This is a genomic window from Brevundimonas sp. GW821-FHT12C05 (genome assembly GCF_058807475.1).
On sequence record NZ_JBXAQS010000008.1, the window covers coordinates 22,689 to 38,707 of the forward strand.

The window sequence follows — 16,019 nt, forward strand, 5'->3', positions numbered from 1 at the left end:
CCTCCTATTTGGCATCTGCTGCTGTTGCAGTTGTATATCAGGAGGGACCACACGATGGCCTTTGACGCTCTGACCGATCGCGACGCCCCGCTCTCCGAAGCGGCGCTGGCGCAACTCTTCACCGAAGCCCGCACCCGCAACGGCTGGACCGACCGTCCGGTGTCCGAGGCGCTGCTGCGCAAGCTGTACGACCTGACCAAATTCGGCCCGACGGCGGTCAACATGACCCCGGCCCGCTTCGTCTTCGTGACCTCGCCCGAGGCCAAGGCGCGCCTCGTGCCGCTGATGTCGGAAGGCAACCAGGCCAAGACGGCCCAGGCGCCGGTGACCATCATCATCGCCCAGGACATCGACTTCCACGAACACCTGCCGACCCTGTTCCCGCACGCGCCCGGCGCGAAGGACTGGTTCGGCGAGGAAGCCGGCCGCCGCGAGGCCGCCTTCCGCAACAGCTCGCTGCAGGGCGGCTACCTGACCATCGCCGCGCGGGCGCTGGGGCTGGACGTCGGCCCGATGTCGGGCTTCGACGCCGCCGCCGTGAAGGCCGAGTTCTTCCCGGATTCGAACGTCGAGCCGAACTTCATCATGAACATCGGCTACGGCACCGACGAGAACCTGTTCCCGCGCTCGCCGCGGCTGAGCTTCGAGGACGCGTCGCAGATCCTGTAGGCGCGGGGCGGAAGCCGGATGCGGCGGTTGACACCCGCCGCGTCTCCAAACTAAGCAGGCCCGATATGTTATGTTATTACATAACGATTGGGGGTCTGTATGAAGAATGTCATTTTGAGCGGGTTGGCGGCGGCCTCCCTGGCCGGCGGCTGGGCTTCCCAAGCCGCCGCCCAGGACACTCCGAGGGCGGGAGCGCCCGCCGAGACCCGCGAAGACAGCGATGAAGACGCGTACTCTGTCGGCGACATCATCGTCACGGGCTCGCTGATCCGCGGCCTGCCGAAGGAATATATGGCCAGCCCGGTGTTCACCCACGGGCGGGACGACATCGTGCAGTCCGGGGCGGGTTCCGTTTCGGAATACATGCTCACCATCCCGCAGAATTTCGCGGGCGACCTCAGCGAACTGGCCACCACCGGGGCCGGGATCGGCAGTCCGCTGGGCAATGCGACGCCTTACAATCAATACGACGGCTTCGCCGGGTTCGCCTTGCGGGGACTGGGGTCGGACGCGACGCTGACCCTGCTCAACGGCCGGCGGATGCCGTCGGTCGGCATGAGCGAGGCGCCGACGGTATCGGTCATTCCGTCGATGCTGATCGAGCGGATCGATATCATTCCCGACGGGGCCTCGGCGACCTACGGCGCCGATGCTGTCGCCGGCGTCGTGAATATCGTGACCCGCCGGCCGACCCACGGCCTGGAACTGCAGGTGCGCGGCGCGACCGCCACGCAGACCGACAAGAAGGACCTGCATATCGGCGCCCTGGCCGGTCACGACTGGAGCGGCGGCCGCGCCTACGCCATGGCCATGTACCAGGACCGGGCTCCGTACGTGGGCGACCCCGTCATGGCGCAGGGCGAGACGCTTCAGATCACCCAATTGCCGAACGAGCGGCTGACGGGCCTCTACGCCGGGGCGGAACAGGCGGTGGGCGACGTCACCCTGTCCATCGACGCTTCCCACTTCCAGCGCGATCGGGAGGCGCAGCAGCTCTATCTGGATCACCCCGCATTCAGCCGGGCGTTCAGGACGAAGACCGAAGGCTCGTCGGTCTACACCGGCGCGCATTGGCAAGGCGGAGACTTCACCAGCCTGGACCTGACGGTCGACTATCACCGCAACCAGACCGACAACAGCGTCGGCCGGATGGGGCGGCCGCCCGGCACACAGAGGGACGTCAACACCCTGTTCGTCGCCGAACTGCGAGGCCAGACCACGCTGGCGACCCTGCCGGCGGGGCCCGTCTTCGCGGCGGCGGGTCTGCAGTACCGCAAGGAGAAACTGCACACCGACGCGACCATCTTCTTCAACCGCAACGGCGGCGCGCGCGAGGTCAGGTCGATCTTCGGCGAGCTCAACGTGCCGATCGTGGGCGCGGAGCAGGCCGTGCCGTTCATGCGGTCCTTGGCCCTGTCCGTCGCGGCCCGGTACGAAGATCTGAGCTTCGACACCGCCCTGTCGCCGAAAATCGGCCTGCGCTGGCAGGTCGACCGGTCCTTCACGCTGCGGGGGACCTATGCGCGGTCGTTCCTGACGCCCCGCTTCCGCAACACCATCGGCATCGCCGAGCAGGTGTCGTTCGGGATCTACGACTACGGCTTCCTCGATCCCGCCGATCAGGACCCCGCCCTGCCGCCGGGACAGGCGCTGGTCATGTTCCGGGCGGGCGCCAATCCGGACCTGAAGACCCAGAACGCCGACACCCTGACGCTGGGGTTCGACTTCACCCCGACCTTCATTCCCGGCCTGACGGTCAAGGCTAACTATTACAGGGTCAAGATTTCCGACCGGATCGGCACGCCGTCCCCCGACGACAGCCTGTCCGTCCGGGATCTGCAGATCTTCAACATCTCGCGGCCGACGCCGGCGCAGGTGCGCGCCGTCGTGGACAATCCGGCGGTGTTCCGCCGGTTCGCGGAGGTCCCGTCCATCAACGGCGGGGACCTCACCTTCTTCGATTCCCCGGGCCAGGTTCCCGCCGGCCTGCTGTCGCAGGTGCAGCTGATCGCCGACATCCGCGCCCAGAATTTCGCCGTGGAATCCACCGACGGCTTCGATCTGGACCTGGGCTATCGCGGCGAACTGTTCGGCGGTTCGGTGGCCGTGAACGTCAGCGGCCAGTACATCCTGAACCTAGAGATGAAGGCCGGGGGCTCGACCGCGATCTCGCGGCTGGACGGATACGCCAAGCCGGCCGATCTGCGGCTGAACGGCTCCGTCGTCTGGGGACGGGACGGCTATTCCATCGGATCGGTGGTGAACTATGTCGACGGCTTCACCGATGATCGGCCGGGGCGGACCCGGCAGAAGGTCGGCGCCTTCACCACCGCCTCGCTGTTCGTCGGCCTGGACCTGGACGCCCTGTCGGCGGCGCCGTGGCTGTCGGACAGCGAACTGCAGGTGACCGTGTCCAATGTGTTCGACCAACAGCCGCCGCACATCGTCGACGGCGTGATCGGCTTCGACCCGTACAACAACCCGCCGACGCCCCGCACCGTCGCCCTGGTGCTCACCAAGCGGTTCTGGTGACAGCGGTCCGCTGCTAGTCCTCGTCGTCCGCCTCGTCGGGGATGACCGGCAGCTCCACCGGCGCGGCGGTCGTACGGATCTCGCCGATCTTCGCGCCGGGGAAGGCTTCCATGATCGCCTTCACGAAGGGATCGGCTTCGACCTCGGCGCGCTCTTCCGAGCGTTTGCGGCGGTCGATCTCGATGATGGTCTCGCCGCCGCCCTGGCCGTTGGCGGCGATCAGCCAGGTCCGGCCGGTCCATTCCCTGAGCCGGGCGGACAGTTTGCGGGCCAGGTCGATCGGCGCGCCCTGCACGCTCTCATAGGTGATGGCGCCGGGCTTGAAGGCCACGGGACGGACGAAGCGCTGCACGTCCATCTGCAGGCCGACCTCCCGCTTCTCGCCGATCAGGGCCACGACCTGTTCGAAGGACTGGGGATCGGGCAGGGCCGGGGCCGCGACCGGGCGGGCGGCCAGCTGGGCCGAGGCGCCGCCTCCCCCGCCGCCGCCGCGCGGGGCCGAGCCGCCGCCGGAGCCTCCCACCGGGTCGCCGTCGCGCAGCGCCTTGAGCGCCTCTTCCGGTCCCGGCAGATCGGCGGCGTAGGCCAGGCGGATGATGGCCATCTCCACGGCGTCGGCGGGATTGGGCGCGCGCCGGACCTCGTCCAGCGCCTTGAGCAGCATCTGCCAGACGCGGGCCAGCGTGCCCGCCGAGATGACCGCGCCCAGGGCCGTCAGCTTCTGGGCCTGATCATTGGGCAGGCGGGTGGCGTTGGGGCCCAGCATCTTGGCCACCGAGGCGGCGTGGCAATGCTCGAGCAGGTCGTTGGTCACCTGCACCGGGTCGGCGCCGTAGCCGTACAGGGTGCGGAACAGCTCCAGCGCCTCGGGCGTGCGCCCGGCCATGATGGATTCGAACAGGGCGATGGTCTGGGTGCGGTCGGCCAGACCCAGCATGTCGCGCACGATCTCGGTCTTGACCGTCTCACCGCGCTCGCCCTGGACCAGGGCCTGATCCAGCAGGGACAGGCCGTCGCGGACCGAGCCCTCGGCGGCGCGCGAGATCAGGGCCAGGGCCTCCTGCTCGATCCGCATGCCCTCGCGGTCGGCGACCCGGCCCAGGTGTTCGACCAGCACCTCGGGCTCGACGCGGCGCAGGTCGAAGCGCTGGCAGCGGGACAGGATGGTCACCGGCACCTTGCGGATCTCGGTGGTGGCGAAGATGAATTTGGCGTGGGGCGGCGGCTCCTCCAGCGTCTTCAGCAGGGCGTTGAACGCCTGCGTCGACAACATGTGGACCTCGTCCAGGACATAGACCTTGTAGCGGGCCTCGACCGGGGCGTAGCGGACGCTTTCCAGGATGTCGCGGATATCGTTGACGCCGGTGTGCGACGCCGCGTCCATCTCCATGACGTCCATGTGCTGGCCGGCCATGATGGCGGCGTCGTGCCGGCCATGGGCGGTCAGCTCCAGCGAGGGCCGGTCGATGACGTCGGTCTCGTTGTTCAAGGCGCGGGCCAGCAGGCGGGCCGTGGTCGTCTTGCCGACCCCCCGCACGCCCGTGAGCATGAAGGCGTGGGCGATGCGGCCGGTGGCGAAGGCGTTGGTCAGGGTGCGGACCATGGCCTCCTGGCCGATCAGGTCCTCGAAGGTGCGCGGCCGGTATTTGCGGGCCAGCACCTGATAGGCGGCGCCGTCGTTCTCGTGGGCCGGCTGTTCGGCGGCGAGCGCGGGCTTCGGCGGCGAAGGCGCGGCGGCCTCGGCCAGGGCGACCTCCTTCTCGGGCTCGGGAGCCGCGGGCGGAGCGCCGAACATGTCCTCGGTATTGGGATCGCGCTCTTCCGCCGCCCCGTCCGGGGCGTCCTCGTCCCACGGGGGGCCTTCGAGACTCGGGTCGATGTCGCTCATCGGATTGTCTTAGCGTGGGCGAAGAGATTCCGGGAGGGCGTTGTGCGCCGCCGCGTGTCCCGAGCGGGGACAATCGGTTGCCCCGGCGGGGCGGCATGCTAGCCTCGAGACACCCGAGGGGGTTGGGGATCATCGATGTCGAAATTCGTTCACGCCGCGTCGGCCGCGGTCGCTCTTCTGCTGGTCGCCTCTCCGGCGGCGGCGGACCCGTTCCACTCGTTTCTGAAGGCCTGTGTGGTCACTGACGGCGCCACGGGAGCCGCCGTCGCGGCGGTCGGCGCCCTGGGGTGGAAACCGATGCCCGCCGAAGCCATGGGAGAAGACCTTCCGGCGGACATGGAAAACGTGGCGCTTCACCTCAATTTCGATCCTCAAGGCGGCAGCCTGCCGGAGAGTATCGAGGTGCTGATGACCGGCCAGGCCGACGGCGCGATCTTGGTGGACGCGCCGGGCGTGACGATGGATGTCTGCGGCGTGGTGGTTCCGGACGGCGACGCCGCGACCCTGATCCGTCAGGCGACGGACTACTTCGGCGGTCCAGCCGAGATCACCGACGGCGGCTACACGCTGTGGATCTATTCCCGTGAGAACGGCCGGATCACATCGGAAGGCGATCTGGCGAACGCCGAGGACGACGAGATCCTGGCGGCCGTGCGGCAGCGTCCGCTGTTCGCCGTCTTCACGCTCGACGAAGACAGCGCGGCGGGCATCCTGCTCGGCGCCTTCCGTTCGACGAAGGGCGCGGCGCGCTAGGGCCTGATTGTCTGGGAAAGGGTGGAGACCGCGACCCGAAGGGGAATTCGTTGTGGCTGCTGCCTTCCGGCCCTGACCAGATTGGCGAAGCCTTCGCCCGCGATCTCCGATCGGGGATATGACGATTCCGGCTCGCGGATGCAAGCGCCGCCTTGCTAGAACGTGGCCATGCCCCTCCCCCTCCTGAACACCTTCGCCGGCAATCCGCTCGACCGGGCGGGCGACCGGCGCAACGATCCCGAATGGCTGGTCGAGCAGGCGGCCAATCCCGAGGCGCTGGCGCTGGTCATGTGGCAGGGCAAACCGCTGGTCGAGGACCATGCCGAGGGACCGCGCCTGCAATGGCTGGCGCTGAACCACGCCCGGGCCGTGGTCCCGGACCGCGAGGTCTTCCTCGGCCTGTGGAAATCGGCCCCGGTCTTCGCCGTCGAGGTCGAGGGGCCGGTCGATCCGACCGCCGGGCCGCTGCAGGGGCTGGGCGCCTTTCCGGAGATGCGCGAGGCGGCAGGCGTGTTGTCGGACGCCGACGCCGCCATGGCCGGACTGGCCAAGAGCCTGTTCGACTGGCGCGCGCGGCACGGCTTCTGCGCCGCCTGCGGCCAGGCCAGCGATACGGCGTCGGGCGGCTGGAAGCGCATCTGCCCGGCCTGCGGGACCGAGCATTTCCCGCGCGTCGATCCGGTGACCATCATGCTGGCGATCTACAAGGGCGGGGCGGAGCCGAAATGTCTGCTGGGCCGCCAGGCCGCCTGGCCGGAGGGACGGATGTCGGCGCTGGCCGGTTTCCTGGAGCCCGGCGAGACCATCGAGGAAGGCTGCGCCCGCGAGATCGAGGAAGAAGCCGGGCTGACGGTGACGGCGGTCCGCTACCACTCCAGCCAGCCCTGGCCCTTCCCGTCCCAGCTGATGATCGGCCTGTTCGCCGATGTGGATTCGGACGACGCCCGACCGGATCAGACCGAGCTGGAGGCGGTGGCCTGGCTGACACGGCAGGAGGCGGCCGACGTGCTGGCCGGCCGCCATCCCTCGATCAAGGCTCCGCCGAAGATCGCCATCGCCCGCAGCCTGCTGCAGGCCTGGGTCGACGGCGCCGACGATCACGCCGCCTGACGGGCGCCCCGGATCGCGAAGATCTGCAGGCCGGCGAAGCCCGCCACCACCGCCGCCTGGGCAAGGACGAAGGCGACGCCGAGCGCATTCGGCTGCAGCCAGCCCAGCACCAGGGTCATGACGCTCTCGATCGCCCACAGGACGTTGACCGCGATGACGGCCATGACCAGCGGTCGGGCCGGGCGGGCCTGCAGCGCGAGGGCAACGACGCCCAGGGCCCAGGCGACCAGGAACAGGCCGGCGGGTTGAGTGATGGCGGCGTTCAGACCCAGCAGGTCTTCCAGCAGGCCGGAGCCGAAGGCCAGCAGCAGGCCGGTGGCCCCGCTGGCGACGGCGTCGAGGCCCAGAACGCGGCGCAGGAACAGGGGGGTGTTGGCGGTGGTCATGTCATCCTCCTCGGTTGTGACGCTCCGAGATTGACGACGGCGATCAGGCGGGTCGATTACGCCGGAGGTAATGGTCAGACCCACCTCGGAGGGATTGGATCGTCGTCATGCAGAACATCATCGACACAGCCCCGACCTCTGGCCCGACCTCTGGTCTCACCTTCGGCCACGCCCTGCGCGACTGGCGCCGCCGGCGCCGCCTGAGCCAGATGGACCTGGCCATCGAGGCCGATATCTCGACCCGCCACCTCAGCTTCCTGGAGACCGGTCGGGCGCGGCCCAGCCGGGAGATGGTGCTGAATCTGGCCGAGCGGCTGGAGGTGCCGATGCGCGAACGCAACGCCCTGCTGAGCCTGGCCGGCTTCGCCGCCGTCCATGCCGAGCGCGCGCTGGACGCCCCGGACATGGCCGTGGCCCGGGCGGCGATCGAGCGGCTGCTGAAGGCGCACGAGCCCTACCCCGCCCTGGCCGTCGACCGCGGCTGGAACCTGGTGATGGCCAACGCCGCCGTGGGGCCGTTGCTGGCGGGCGCCGCGCCCCACCTGCTGGAGGGGCCGATCAATGTGCTGCGCCTGAGCCTGCATCCCGAAGGTCTGGCGCCGCGCATCCGCAACCTGCCGGAGTGGCGGGCTCATGCGCTGGAGCGGCTGCGGGCCCAGTTCGCGGCCTCGGCCGATCCCGGCATCCTGGCGCTGCTGGACGAGCTGTGGGCCTATCCCGCGCCGCCGGGGCCGCGCGCCCATCCCGCGCCGGGCAGCGCCATCGCCACGCCGCTGGTGCTGGATGGTCCGGACGGGCCGCTGTCCTTCCTGACCACCACGACGGTGTTCGGCACCCCGCTGGACGTAACCCTGTCCGAGATCGCCATCGAATCCTTCTTCCCGGCGGACGAGGCGACGGCGCGGGCGTTGGGCGGGCGGTGATTCTCCCTCCCCCGAAGTGGGGAGGGATGTCGACGCGCCAGCGACGACAGGGTGGGGTTCGTATCCGAGCGCTCGGTTCCCCACCCGTCTCGCTTCGCGAGCCACCCTCCCCAGGAGGGGAGGGAGAAGACGATGTCAGGCCAGCTGTCGGGCCGCCTCGAGGTCCGCCGGGTTGTCGACCGACAGAGGGGCCTCGTCGATGACGGCCGCCCAGATCTGCAACCCCATCTCCAACGCCCGGAGCTGTTCCAGCTTTTCGCGCTTCTCCAGCGGCGAGGGCGGGGCGGCGCAGAATTTCAGCAGGGCCTCGCGGCGGTAGCCATACAGGCCGATGTGCCGCCAGACGGGGGCGTCGCCGTACAGGGTCGAGCGGGTGAAATAGAGGGCCTGGCCGTGGCGTTCGCCCTCGGGCAGGGCGAGGACCGCCTTGACCACGTCCGGGTTGGTCCGGTCCGACACGTCCGCCTCGCGCGCCACCAGGGTGGCGATGTCGCAGCGCGGCTCGCCGTGCAACAGGGCGGCGCAGGCGGTGGCCAGGCCGGGGTCGGCGAACGGCATGTCGCCCTGAAGATTGATCACCGCGTCGTGGACGCCGTCCGGATCGATGGCCTCCAGCGCGGCGCGGATACGGTCCGAGCCCGAGGGCAGGTCCGGATCGGTCAGGACGGCGACGCCGCCGATGGCTTCGATGGCGTCCACGATCGCCTGATCCCCCGCCGCCACGGCCACCGGCAGGCCCGACAGGGCGGCCTGCTCATAGGCGCGCACGATCATGGGCTTGCCGCCGATGTCGGCCAGCGGCTTGTCCGGCAGGCGGGTCGCCGCCATGCGAGCGGGAATCATTATCAACGGATTCATCGGTCTGCCTCGCTGCCTGCGACGCCGGACCACCTGAAAGGTCGCTCCGGCCCGGTTGCGAAGGCCGCGCTAGCGTGTAAGAGACGCCCACGCAAGAATTCGCCCGCCGTCCATAACGGCCGGGCCCAATCTACGGGATGCGACGACGCGCATGAGCGGCAATCTGAACGGTAACAAGATCCTGGGCGCCGCTCTGGCGACCGCCTTCGTCATCATCGGCGTGCAGCAGGTGACCGGCGCGATCTACCACACGGAAGCCCCTGAAAAGATGGGCTACTTCGTCGACGCGCCGGAAGAAGCCGCGGGCGGTCCGGCCGAAGTCATCCTGCCGCCGGATTGGGGCACGGTCCTGCCGGCCGCCGATCTGGCCGCCGGTGAAGCCGCCTTCGCGCGCTGCCAGGCCTGCCACGACGCGCACTCGGGCGGCGCCGACAAGATCGGCCCGAATCTGTGGGGCGTCGTCGGCGGCCCGGTCATGCACCGCGCCGGCTTCGCCTATTCGGACGCCATGGCGACCCACAAGGCCGAGGCGCCGACCTGGGGCTATGACCAGCTGGACCAGTTCATCACCGCGCCGGGCCGCTACGTCCCGGGCACCAAGATGTCGTTCGCGGGCATCCGCGACCAGCAGACCCGCATCAACCTGATCGCCTGGCTGCGTTCGCAAGGCTCGGGCGGCTTCGCCATCCCGGCGCCGGATCCCGCGCGTCAGCCGGGCGCCGCCGCTCCGGCGGAAGGCGCCGCTCCGGCTGAAGGCGCCGCCGCCACCGAAGGCGCGGCCCCGGCCGCCGAAGGCGCCGCTCCGGCGACGACCCAGGCCACGCCGGCGGCTCCGCCCGCCGCGACCAGCCCGGCCCCGGCCCCGGCCCACTAAGCTTCGCGACAGATACGGAAAGGCCCCGCCGGCGACGGCGGGGCCTTTTTCGTTCCGGGTGTCCGGTTGCGGCTCAGAGCCTGCGGAAGCGCGGCGGCTTGAAGCCTTCGGCGGCATAGCGGGCTTCCGCCTCGGCCAGCGGCTCGATGACCACCGCGCCGTGATGGCCGGTGGCGTGCAGGACGCGGTCGGCGTCGATCAGGATGGCCGAATGGCCGTTCCACGGTCCCATGTCGTCATGCAGCCAGATGACCAGATCGCCGCGACGGGCCTCAGCGCGCGCGACTTCGGCGCCCAGTTCGACCTGCTGGTCCGGATAGCGCGGCGCGGCGCGGCCGCAGGCGTAGAGCGCCTGCTGGACCAGGCCAGCGCAGTCGGTGCCGCGCGAGGAGCGGCCGCCGGGAACATGAGGCACGCCGAGCAGGCGTTCGGCCACGGCGACGGGATCGGTCTCGAACGCGCCGATGGGCTGGAAGCTGGGATCTTCGCCCTCGAGGACGAGGGCGTTCAGCGGCAGGGCGGCGTCGACCGCGGCCACCCTGGCGCGGGCCAGGGGCGCGCCCTCGGCCAGGTTCGAGGCCTTCACCCAGCCGACCACGCCGTCGCGGCGGGCGCGGCCCCAAAGGCGGTCGCCGTCGGTGTCGAGGATGTCGAAGACCTCGCCGAAGACCAGCTGGTCGATCCGGGAGCCCGTTTCGCCATGGATGTCGGCCACCGGGGCGGTGCAGCGCATCGCCCGGGTCGCGCGGTAGGCCGCGGCGCGGACCACGCCTTCCAGCGCCTGCTCGGCCAGATCGGGCCGGGCCAGGGTGGTGCGGGGGTCCAGAATGTCGGCGGCAGCGGTCAAACGAAGCTCGTCTGGTTGAGCCGGTGTTGTAGCGCGCGGTGGTGGAAGGGCCGTTAACGGGAGGAATTAGGGCGTAGGAATTGGGAATTGGGGAGGATGGCGTAACCGCTCACAGCGGCACGAACCTGCTAATTCCTACGCCCTAATTCCTACTCCCTAAGCCGCGAAGCGGCGCTTCAGCATCTCGAACGACGCCCGCAGGCCTTGCGCTTCGCCGCCTTCGGGCCAGCCGGGCCGGGCGCGGGGGTTCCAGGCGAAGATGTCCATGTGCGCCCAGGCGCCGGTCTCGGGCGCGAACTTTTGCAGGAACAGGGCAGCGCAGACCGAGCCGGCCTGCGCCCAGGCGGAGGAATCGTTCTTGAGATCGGCGATCTCGGTCTCCAGCGCGGCCCGGTAGCCGGCCCACAGCGGCATGCGCCACAGGGGGTCGCACACGGCGGCGGCGGCCGTCAGCATGTCGGCGGCCAGGGCCTCGTCATCCGTGTAGAGCGGCGGCAACTCCGGCCCCAGCGCGATCCGCGCCGCGCCGGTCAGGGTGGCGAAGTCCAGCGTCAGGTCGGGCGCATGCTCCGCCGCCCGGGTCAGGACGTCGGCGAGGATCAGCCGGCCCTCGGCGTCCGTATTGCCGATCTCTATGGTCAGGCCCTTGCGGCTGGACAGGACGTCGCCGGGGCGGAAGGCGTCGCCCGACACCGCGTTCTCGACGGCGGCGACCAGCACCACCAGCCGCACCCGCAGCTTCGCCTGCATGACCAGACGGCCCAAGGCCAGGACGTGGGCCGAGCCGCCCATGTCCTTCTTCATGTTGCGCATGCCCGCGGCGGGCTTGAGGTCCAGGCCGCCGGTGTCGAAGACGACGCCCTTGCCGACCAGGGCCACCAGCGGCAGGCCCGTCTGGTCGAGGTTCCAGCCGATCTCGATGACCCGGGGCGCCCGGTGCGGGGCGGCGGCGCGGCCAACGGCGTGGACGGCGGGGTAGTTCTCTTCCAGCAGGGCGTCGCCGGTGATGACGCTCAGGGCCGCGCCGTGGGCCTCGGCGATCTCGCGGGCGATGGTCTCGATCTGCAGGGGGCCCATGTCGCCGGCGGGGGTGTCGACCATCTCGCGGGCCAGAGCGCAGGCCGAGGCGATGTTCAGCAGGGGCTGCACATCCACTCCGGGCGCGGCCAGACGCGCGCTCTGAGCGGGACGGCTCTTGTAGCGGTCGAAGCGATAGGCCCCCAGGGCGAAGGCGAGGGCCGCCTGCGAGGCCGCCTCCCCGTCCGCGCCGTCCAGCCGCCACAGGCCGGCGGGCAGTCTGGCCGCCAGCGCCCGGGCGGCCATGGGATCGAAGCGGTCGCCGGCGCCGAACAGGGCGCCCGAGGCGGCGCCGTCGGCGCCGGGCAGGACCAGCAGTTGGCCGGCCTTGCCGGTGAAGTCGTTGACGGCGGCCCAGGCCGCCTCGGCGCCGGTCAAGACCGCGTCCTTGCCGACCACGCGGACCGGAAGCGCGCCCGTGGCGTCAGCGGTCAGCACATCGGGATAAAGAACGGACATGGAGACGGCCTTTGTTAACCAACAGTTGACGCGGAGGGCCGATTCTATGGCCGACCTTTCCGGAGCGCCTTCTCATGTCGCGCACGACCGCCTGTATCGCAACCGTCGTCCTGTTCACCGCCCTCGCCGCCCCGGCGCTGGCGCAGGTCACGCCTGTTCCGCAACAGGCCGCCGAGCCCGCGCCGCCGCGCACGCCCGCGACCGCCGAGGTGCGCGCCGCCTATGAGCGGGCCGACGCCCTGTCGCGATCGGTCTTCTGGACCCAGGAAGCCGAGATCACGCCGCTGGACCCGGTCGCCGGGGTGAAGGCCTCGCAGGCGCTGCGCGAACTGGGCCGCCACGACCAGGCCGCCGACATCGCCCAGCGCGTTCTGCTGGTCCAGCCGGGCAACTACGACGCCATGCTGGAGCTGGGCCGGGCCCATATCGCGCGCGGCCAGGCCTTCTACGGCATCCTAGCGCTGGAGCGGGCCCGCGACATGAAGCCGGACGACTGGCACCCCTGGTCGCTGCTGGGCACGGCCTATGAGCAGGTGCGCCGGACCGACGACGCGCGCGCCGCCTGGGCCCAGGCCCTGGCCCTGTCGCCCGAAAATCCCGACGTGCTGACCAATATGGCCGTCTCGGCCATGACGCGCGGCGACAACGCCTCCGCCGAGCCCCTGCTGCGCCGCGCCGCCGCCCAGCCGGGCGCCTCGCTGAAGGTGCGGCTGAACCTGGCGCTGGCCCTGGGCCTGAACGGCAAGATGGGCGAGGCCGAGCAGATCCTGCGCCGCGACCTGCCGCCGGAACAGGCCGACAGCAACCTAGCCTGGCTGAATGCCCGCAACGCCGCGGGCTCGCAACAGGCGGCCGCCCGCACATGGACCTCGCTGCAAGGTAGCTGAGGGGCGGTTGATCCCCTACATTGGGTTCCATGATCGACGAGCTCTACAGCACGCGCATCCTGACGCTGGCGGCCAACCTGCCGCACAGCGGCCGCCTGCCCGCGCCGGAAGGCACGGGCGAGCGGGTCGCCAAGCTGTGCGGCTCGAAGGCCGTGGTGGACGTGACGCTGGACGGCGAAGGGCGCATCGCGACCTTCGCCCAGGACGTGAAGGCCTGCGCCCTGGGCCAGGCCGCCGCGGGCGTGCTGGGCGAGGCGGTGATCGGCGCGACGGCGGACGAGCTGTCCGCGGCCCGCGACGCCATGCTGGCCATGCTGAAATCCGGCGGCGAAGGGCCCGAGGGACGGTTCGAGGGGCTGCGCGCCCTCAAACAGGTCGCCGACTATCCGGCCCGCCACGCCTCCACCATGGTCGCCATCGAGGCGACGCTGGACGCGGTGCGCGAGGCGCTGGAGCGCAAGGCTCCGGACACCCGAACTCGCCTCGCCGGCTAGGCGGTTGCCCCCATCTCCTTCGCAGGGGATAAGCGCGGCGACATGGCTTCCGGCGGAACTCTCTACGAACGCGGCGTCCGATTGGCCCATCGCGGGTACAAGGTGACGCTGTCGCCCCTGATCGGACAGCAATGCCGGTTCCGGCCGACCTGCTCCGACTACGGGCGGGACGCGCTGATCCAGCACGGACCGCTCAAGGGGGGATGGCTCACGGTCAGACGCCTTTGTAAATGCCACCCCTTCAGCGGCATGGACTGGACCTATGATCCGGTGCCTCCGCCGCCCGAAAAGACAGACCGATGATCGAACTCAAATTCCCCGACGGCGCCAGCCGACAGTTTCCCGCCGACGCGACGGGCCGTGACGTCGCGGCCTCCATCTCCCCGTCCCTGGCCAAGCGCGCCGCGCTGGTCGAGATCAACGGCCAGCAGTGGGACGTCGACCGTCCGCTGGAGGTCGGCGGCGACTTCAAGCTGATCATGCGCGACGACCCGGACGCGCTGGAGACCATCCGCCACGACGCCGCGCACATCCTGGCGCAGGCCGTGCAGGAGCTGTTCCCCGGCACCCAGGTCACCATCGGCCCGGCCATCGAGGACGGCTTCTATTATGACTTCTTCCGCGAGGAGCCGTTCTCGACGGACGACTTCGCCGCGATCGAGAAGCGGATGGCCGAGATCGTCGACCGCGACGAGAAGCTGGTCCGCGAGGTCTGGAACCGCGACGAGGCCATCGCGATGTTCGAGGCCAAGGGCGAGAGCTTCAAGGCCGAGCTGATCCGCGACCTTCCTGCCAGCGAGACGATCACCGTCTATCGGACCGGCGACTGGGCGGACCTGTGCCGCGGGCCGCACTTCCCGTCGACGAAGTTCGTGGGCAAGGCCTTCAAGCTGACCAAGCTGGCCGGCGCCTACTGGCGCGGCGACCACCGCAATCCGCAGCTGCAGCGCATCTATGCGACGGCCTGGGCCAGCCAGGCCGACCTGGACGCCTATCTGCTGCGGATCGAGGAGGCCGAGAAGCGCGACCACCGCAAGCTGGGCCGCGCCATGGAGCTCTTCCACATGCAGGAAGAGGGCCGGGGCATGGTCTTCTGGCACCCCAAGGGCTGGGTGCTGTGGCAGGTCATCGAGGCCTATATGCGCCGCCGCCTGGACGCGGCCGGCTATGTCGAGGTCAAGACGCCCCAGGTGCTGGACCGCACCTTCTGGGAGAAGTCGGGCCACTGGGAGAAATACCGCCCCAACATGTTCGTCTGCGAGACGGTCGAGGGCGAGACCCTCAGCCTGAAGCCGATGAACTGCCCGGGCCACGTGCAGATCTTCGGCATCGGCCAGCGCTCGTACCGCGAGCTGCCGCTGCGCATGGCCGAGTTCGGGGCCTGCCACCGCTATGAGCCGTCGGGCGCCCTGCACGGCCTGATGCGCGTGCGCGGCTTCACCCAGGACGACGCCCACATCTTCTGCCGCGAGGACCAGATCGTCGAGGAGACGGAACGCTTCATCCGCCTGACGAAGATGGTCCACGCCGACCTGGGCATGGAAACGGCCTACATCAACCTGGCTACCCGCCCGGAGATCCGCGCCGGCTCGGACGAGTTCTGGGACAAGGCCGAGGGCATGCTGGCCGAAGCCGCCAAGGCGGCGGGCGTCGATCCGGTGATCGCCGAGGGCGACGGCGCCTTCTACGCGCCCAAGCTGGACTTCGTGGTCAAGGACGCTATCGGCCGCGAATGGACCTGCGGCACGCTGCAGCTGGACTACGTCCTGCCCGAGCGGCTGGACGCGACCTATATCGGCGAGGACGGCCAGAAGCACCGGCCGGTCATGCTGCACCGCGCGATCCTGGGCTCGTTCGAGCGCTTCATCGGCATCATGATCGAGAACTACGCCGGGGCCTTCCCGCTGTGGCTGGCCCCGACGCAGGCGGTGGTCGCGACCATCGTCTCTGACGCCGACGACTACGCCCAAGAGGTGGTGGCCAAGTTCAAGGCCGCCGGACTGCGGACCGAGATCGACCTGCGCAACGAGAAGGTCGGCTACAAGGTGCGCGAGCACTCGGTCGGCAAGGTCCCGGTCATCGCCGTCGTCGGCAAGAAGGAGGCCGAGGAAGGCATGGTCGCGCTGCGCCGCCTCGGCTCTCAGGCCCAGGAACTGGTCACCGTCGAGGAGGCCATCCGCGTGCTTACGGAAGAGGCGACGCCGCCGGACCTGCGGCAGGGCTGATCGCGCTTTCAGGCTGAAACAGAAAGCCCGCCCCGTG

Annotated in this window: 15 protein-coding genes and 1 other RNA gene; 10 read left to right on the forward strand and 6 right to left on the reverse strand. The window is 70.0% G+C overall.

From position 1 onward, the window contains the following. The first annotated feature begins 54 nt into the window (after positions 1–54). Positions 55–669, forward strand: coding sequence for a malonic semialdehyde reductase (locus AC1RRF_RS17045; protein WP_492836702.1), 615 nt, complete (start codon positions 55–57; stop codon positions 667–669). Positions 670–768: 99 nt separating this feature from the next. Then, positions 769–3,201: a TonB-dependent receptor plug domain-containing protein gene (locus tag AC1RRF_RS17050; protein WP_492836704.1), complete on the forward strand. Its 2,433-nt coding sequence runs from the start codon at positions 769–771 to the stop codon at positions 3,199–3,201. 13 nt (positions 3,202–3,214) lie between these two features. On the opposite strand, the gene AC1RRF_RS17055 is transcribed toward AC1RRF_RS17050, so the two are convergent. Continuing rightward, entirely contained in the window at positions 3,215–5,089 is a 1,875-nt protein-coding gene (locus tag AC1RRF_RS17055; RefSeq protein WP_492836706.1) for a DNA polymerase III subunit gamma/tau, read from the reverse strand. A gap of 135 nt (positions 5,090–5,224) precedes the next feature. On the opposite strand from AC1RRF_RS17055, the gene AC1RRF_RS17060 reads away from it, so the two are divergent. Further along, positions 5,225–5,842: a hypothetical protein gene (locus AC1RRF_RS17060; RefSeq protein WP_492836708.1), complete on the forward strand. Its 618-nt coding sequence runs from the start codon at positions 5,225–5,227 to the stop codon at positions 5,840–5,842. A 17-nt stretch (positions 5,843–5,859) separates the two neighbouring features. On the opposite strand, the gene ffs is transcribed toward AC1RRF_RS17060, so the two are convergent. Beyond that, an RNA gene (gene ffs / locus AC1RRF_RS17065) (signal recognition particle sRNA small type) lies at positions 5,860–5,953 on the reverse strand. A gap of 57 nt (positions 5,954–6,010) precedes the next feature. Between ffs and nudC the strand changes: the two genes are divergently transcribed. After that, positions 6,011–6,952, forward strand: a complete 942-nt coding sequence (nudC, locus tag AC1RRF_RS17070; RefSeq protein WP_492836710.1) for an NAD(+) diphosphatase — start codon at positions 6,011–6,013, stop codon at positions 6,950–6,952. Here nudC and AC1RRF_RS17075 read toward each other — a convergent pair. Continuing rightward, positions 6,940–7,338: a hypothetical protein gene (locus AC1RRF_RS17075; protein WP_492836712.1), complete on the reverse strand. Its 399-nt coding sequence runs from the start codon at positions 7,336–7,338 to the stop codon at positions 6,940–6,942. The two genes, nudC and AC1RRF_RS17075, sit on opposite strands and share 13 nt — an antisense overlap. Positions 7,339–7,445: 107 nt before the next feature. Between AC1RRF_RS17075 and AC1RRF_RS17080 the strand changes: the two genes are divergently transcribed. Then, on the forward strand, positions 7,446–8,261 hold the full coding sequence (locus tag AC1RRF_RS17080) for a helix-turn-helix domain-containing protein (RefSeq protein ID WP_492836714.1): 816 nt from the start codon (positions 7,446–7,448) through the stop codon (positions 8,259–8,261). A 135-nt stretch (positions 8,262–8,396) separates the two neighbouring features. Here the strand turns inward: AC1RRF_RS17080 and AC1RRF_RS17085 are convergent, their stop codons facing one another. Further along, entirely contained in the window at positions 8,397–9,119 is a 723-nt protein-coding gene (locus tag AC1RRF_RS17085) for a 3-deoxy-manno-octulosonate cytidylyltransferase (protein ID WP_492836716.1), read from the reverse strand. Positions 9,120–9,270: 151 nt separating this feature from the next. On the opposite strand from AC1RRF_RS17085, the gene AC1RRF_RS17090 reads away from it, so the two are divergent. Next, positions 9,271–9,993 carry a c-type cytochrome gene (locus AC1RRF_RS17090; protein WP_492836718.1) on the forward strand — a complete coding sequence of 241 codons (723 nt, stop codon included), beginning with the start codon at positions 9,271–9,273 and terminating at the stop codon, positions 9,991–9,993. 73 nt (positions 9,994–10,066) lie between these two features. On the opposite strand, the gene AC1RRF_RS17095 is transcribed toward AC1RRF_RS17090, so the two are convergent. Both AC1RRF_RS17095 and AC1RRF_RS17100 read right to left on the reverse strand, forming a co-directional pair. After that, complete coding sequence (locus AC1RRF_RS17095; protein WP_492836720.1) at positions 10,067–10,840, reverse strand: C40 family peptidase; 774 nt, start codon at positions 10,838–10,840, stop codon at positions 10,067–10,069. 156 nt (positions 10,841–10,996) lie between these two features. Then, positions 10,997–12,376, reverse strand: coding sequence for a leucyl aminopeptidase family protein (locus AC1RRF_RS17100; protein WP_492836723.1), 1,380 nt, complete (start codon positions 12,374–12,376; stop codon positions 10,997–10,999). A 74-nt stretch (positions 12,377–12,450) separates the two neighbouring features. On the opposite strand from AC1RRF_RS17100, the gene AC1RRF_RS17105 reads away from it, so the two are divergent. From AC1RRF_RS17105 to thrS, 4 genes are read left to right on the forward strand one after another with little or no spacing between them, the layout of a single operon-like run. Continuing rightward, complete coding sequence (locus tag AC1RRF_RS17105; RefSeq protein ID WP_492836725.1) at positions 12,451–13,263, forward strand: tetratricopeptide repeat protein; 813 nt, start codon at positions 12,451–12,453, stop codon at positions 13,261–13,263. 29 nt (positions 13,264–13,292) lie between these two features. After that, on the forward strand, positions 13,293–13,757 hold the full coding sequence (locus AC1RRF_RS17110) for an iron-sulfur cluster assembly scaffold protein (RefSeq protein WP_492836727.1): 465 nt from the start codon (positions 13,293–13,295) through the stop codon (positions 13,755–13,757). Between the two features lie 42 nt (positions 13,758–13,799). Then, positions 13,800–14,060 carry a membrane protein insertion efficiency factor YidD gene (yidD, locus tag AC1RRF_RS17115; RefSeq protein WP_291834641.1) on the forward strand — a complete coding sequence of 87 codons (261 nt, stop codon included), beginning with the start codon at positions 13,800–13,802 and terminating at the stop codon, positions 14,058–14,060. Next, positions 14,057–15,982 carry a threonine--tRNA ligase gene (gene thrS / locus AC1RRF_RS17120; protein ID WP_492836729.1) on the forward strand — a complete coding sequence of 642 codons (1,926 nt, stop codon included), beginning with the start codon at positions 14,057–14,059 and terminating at the stop codon, positions 15,980–15,982. The genes yidD and thrS overlap by 4 nt, the downstream gene beginning before the upstream one ends. Positions 15,983–16,019 lie beyond the last annotated feature (37 nt).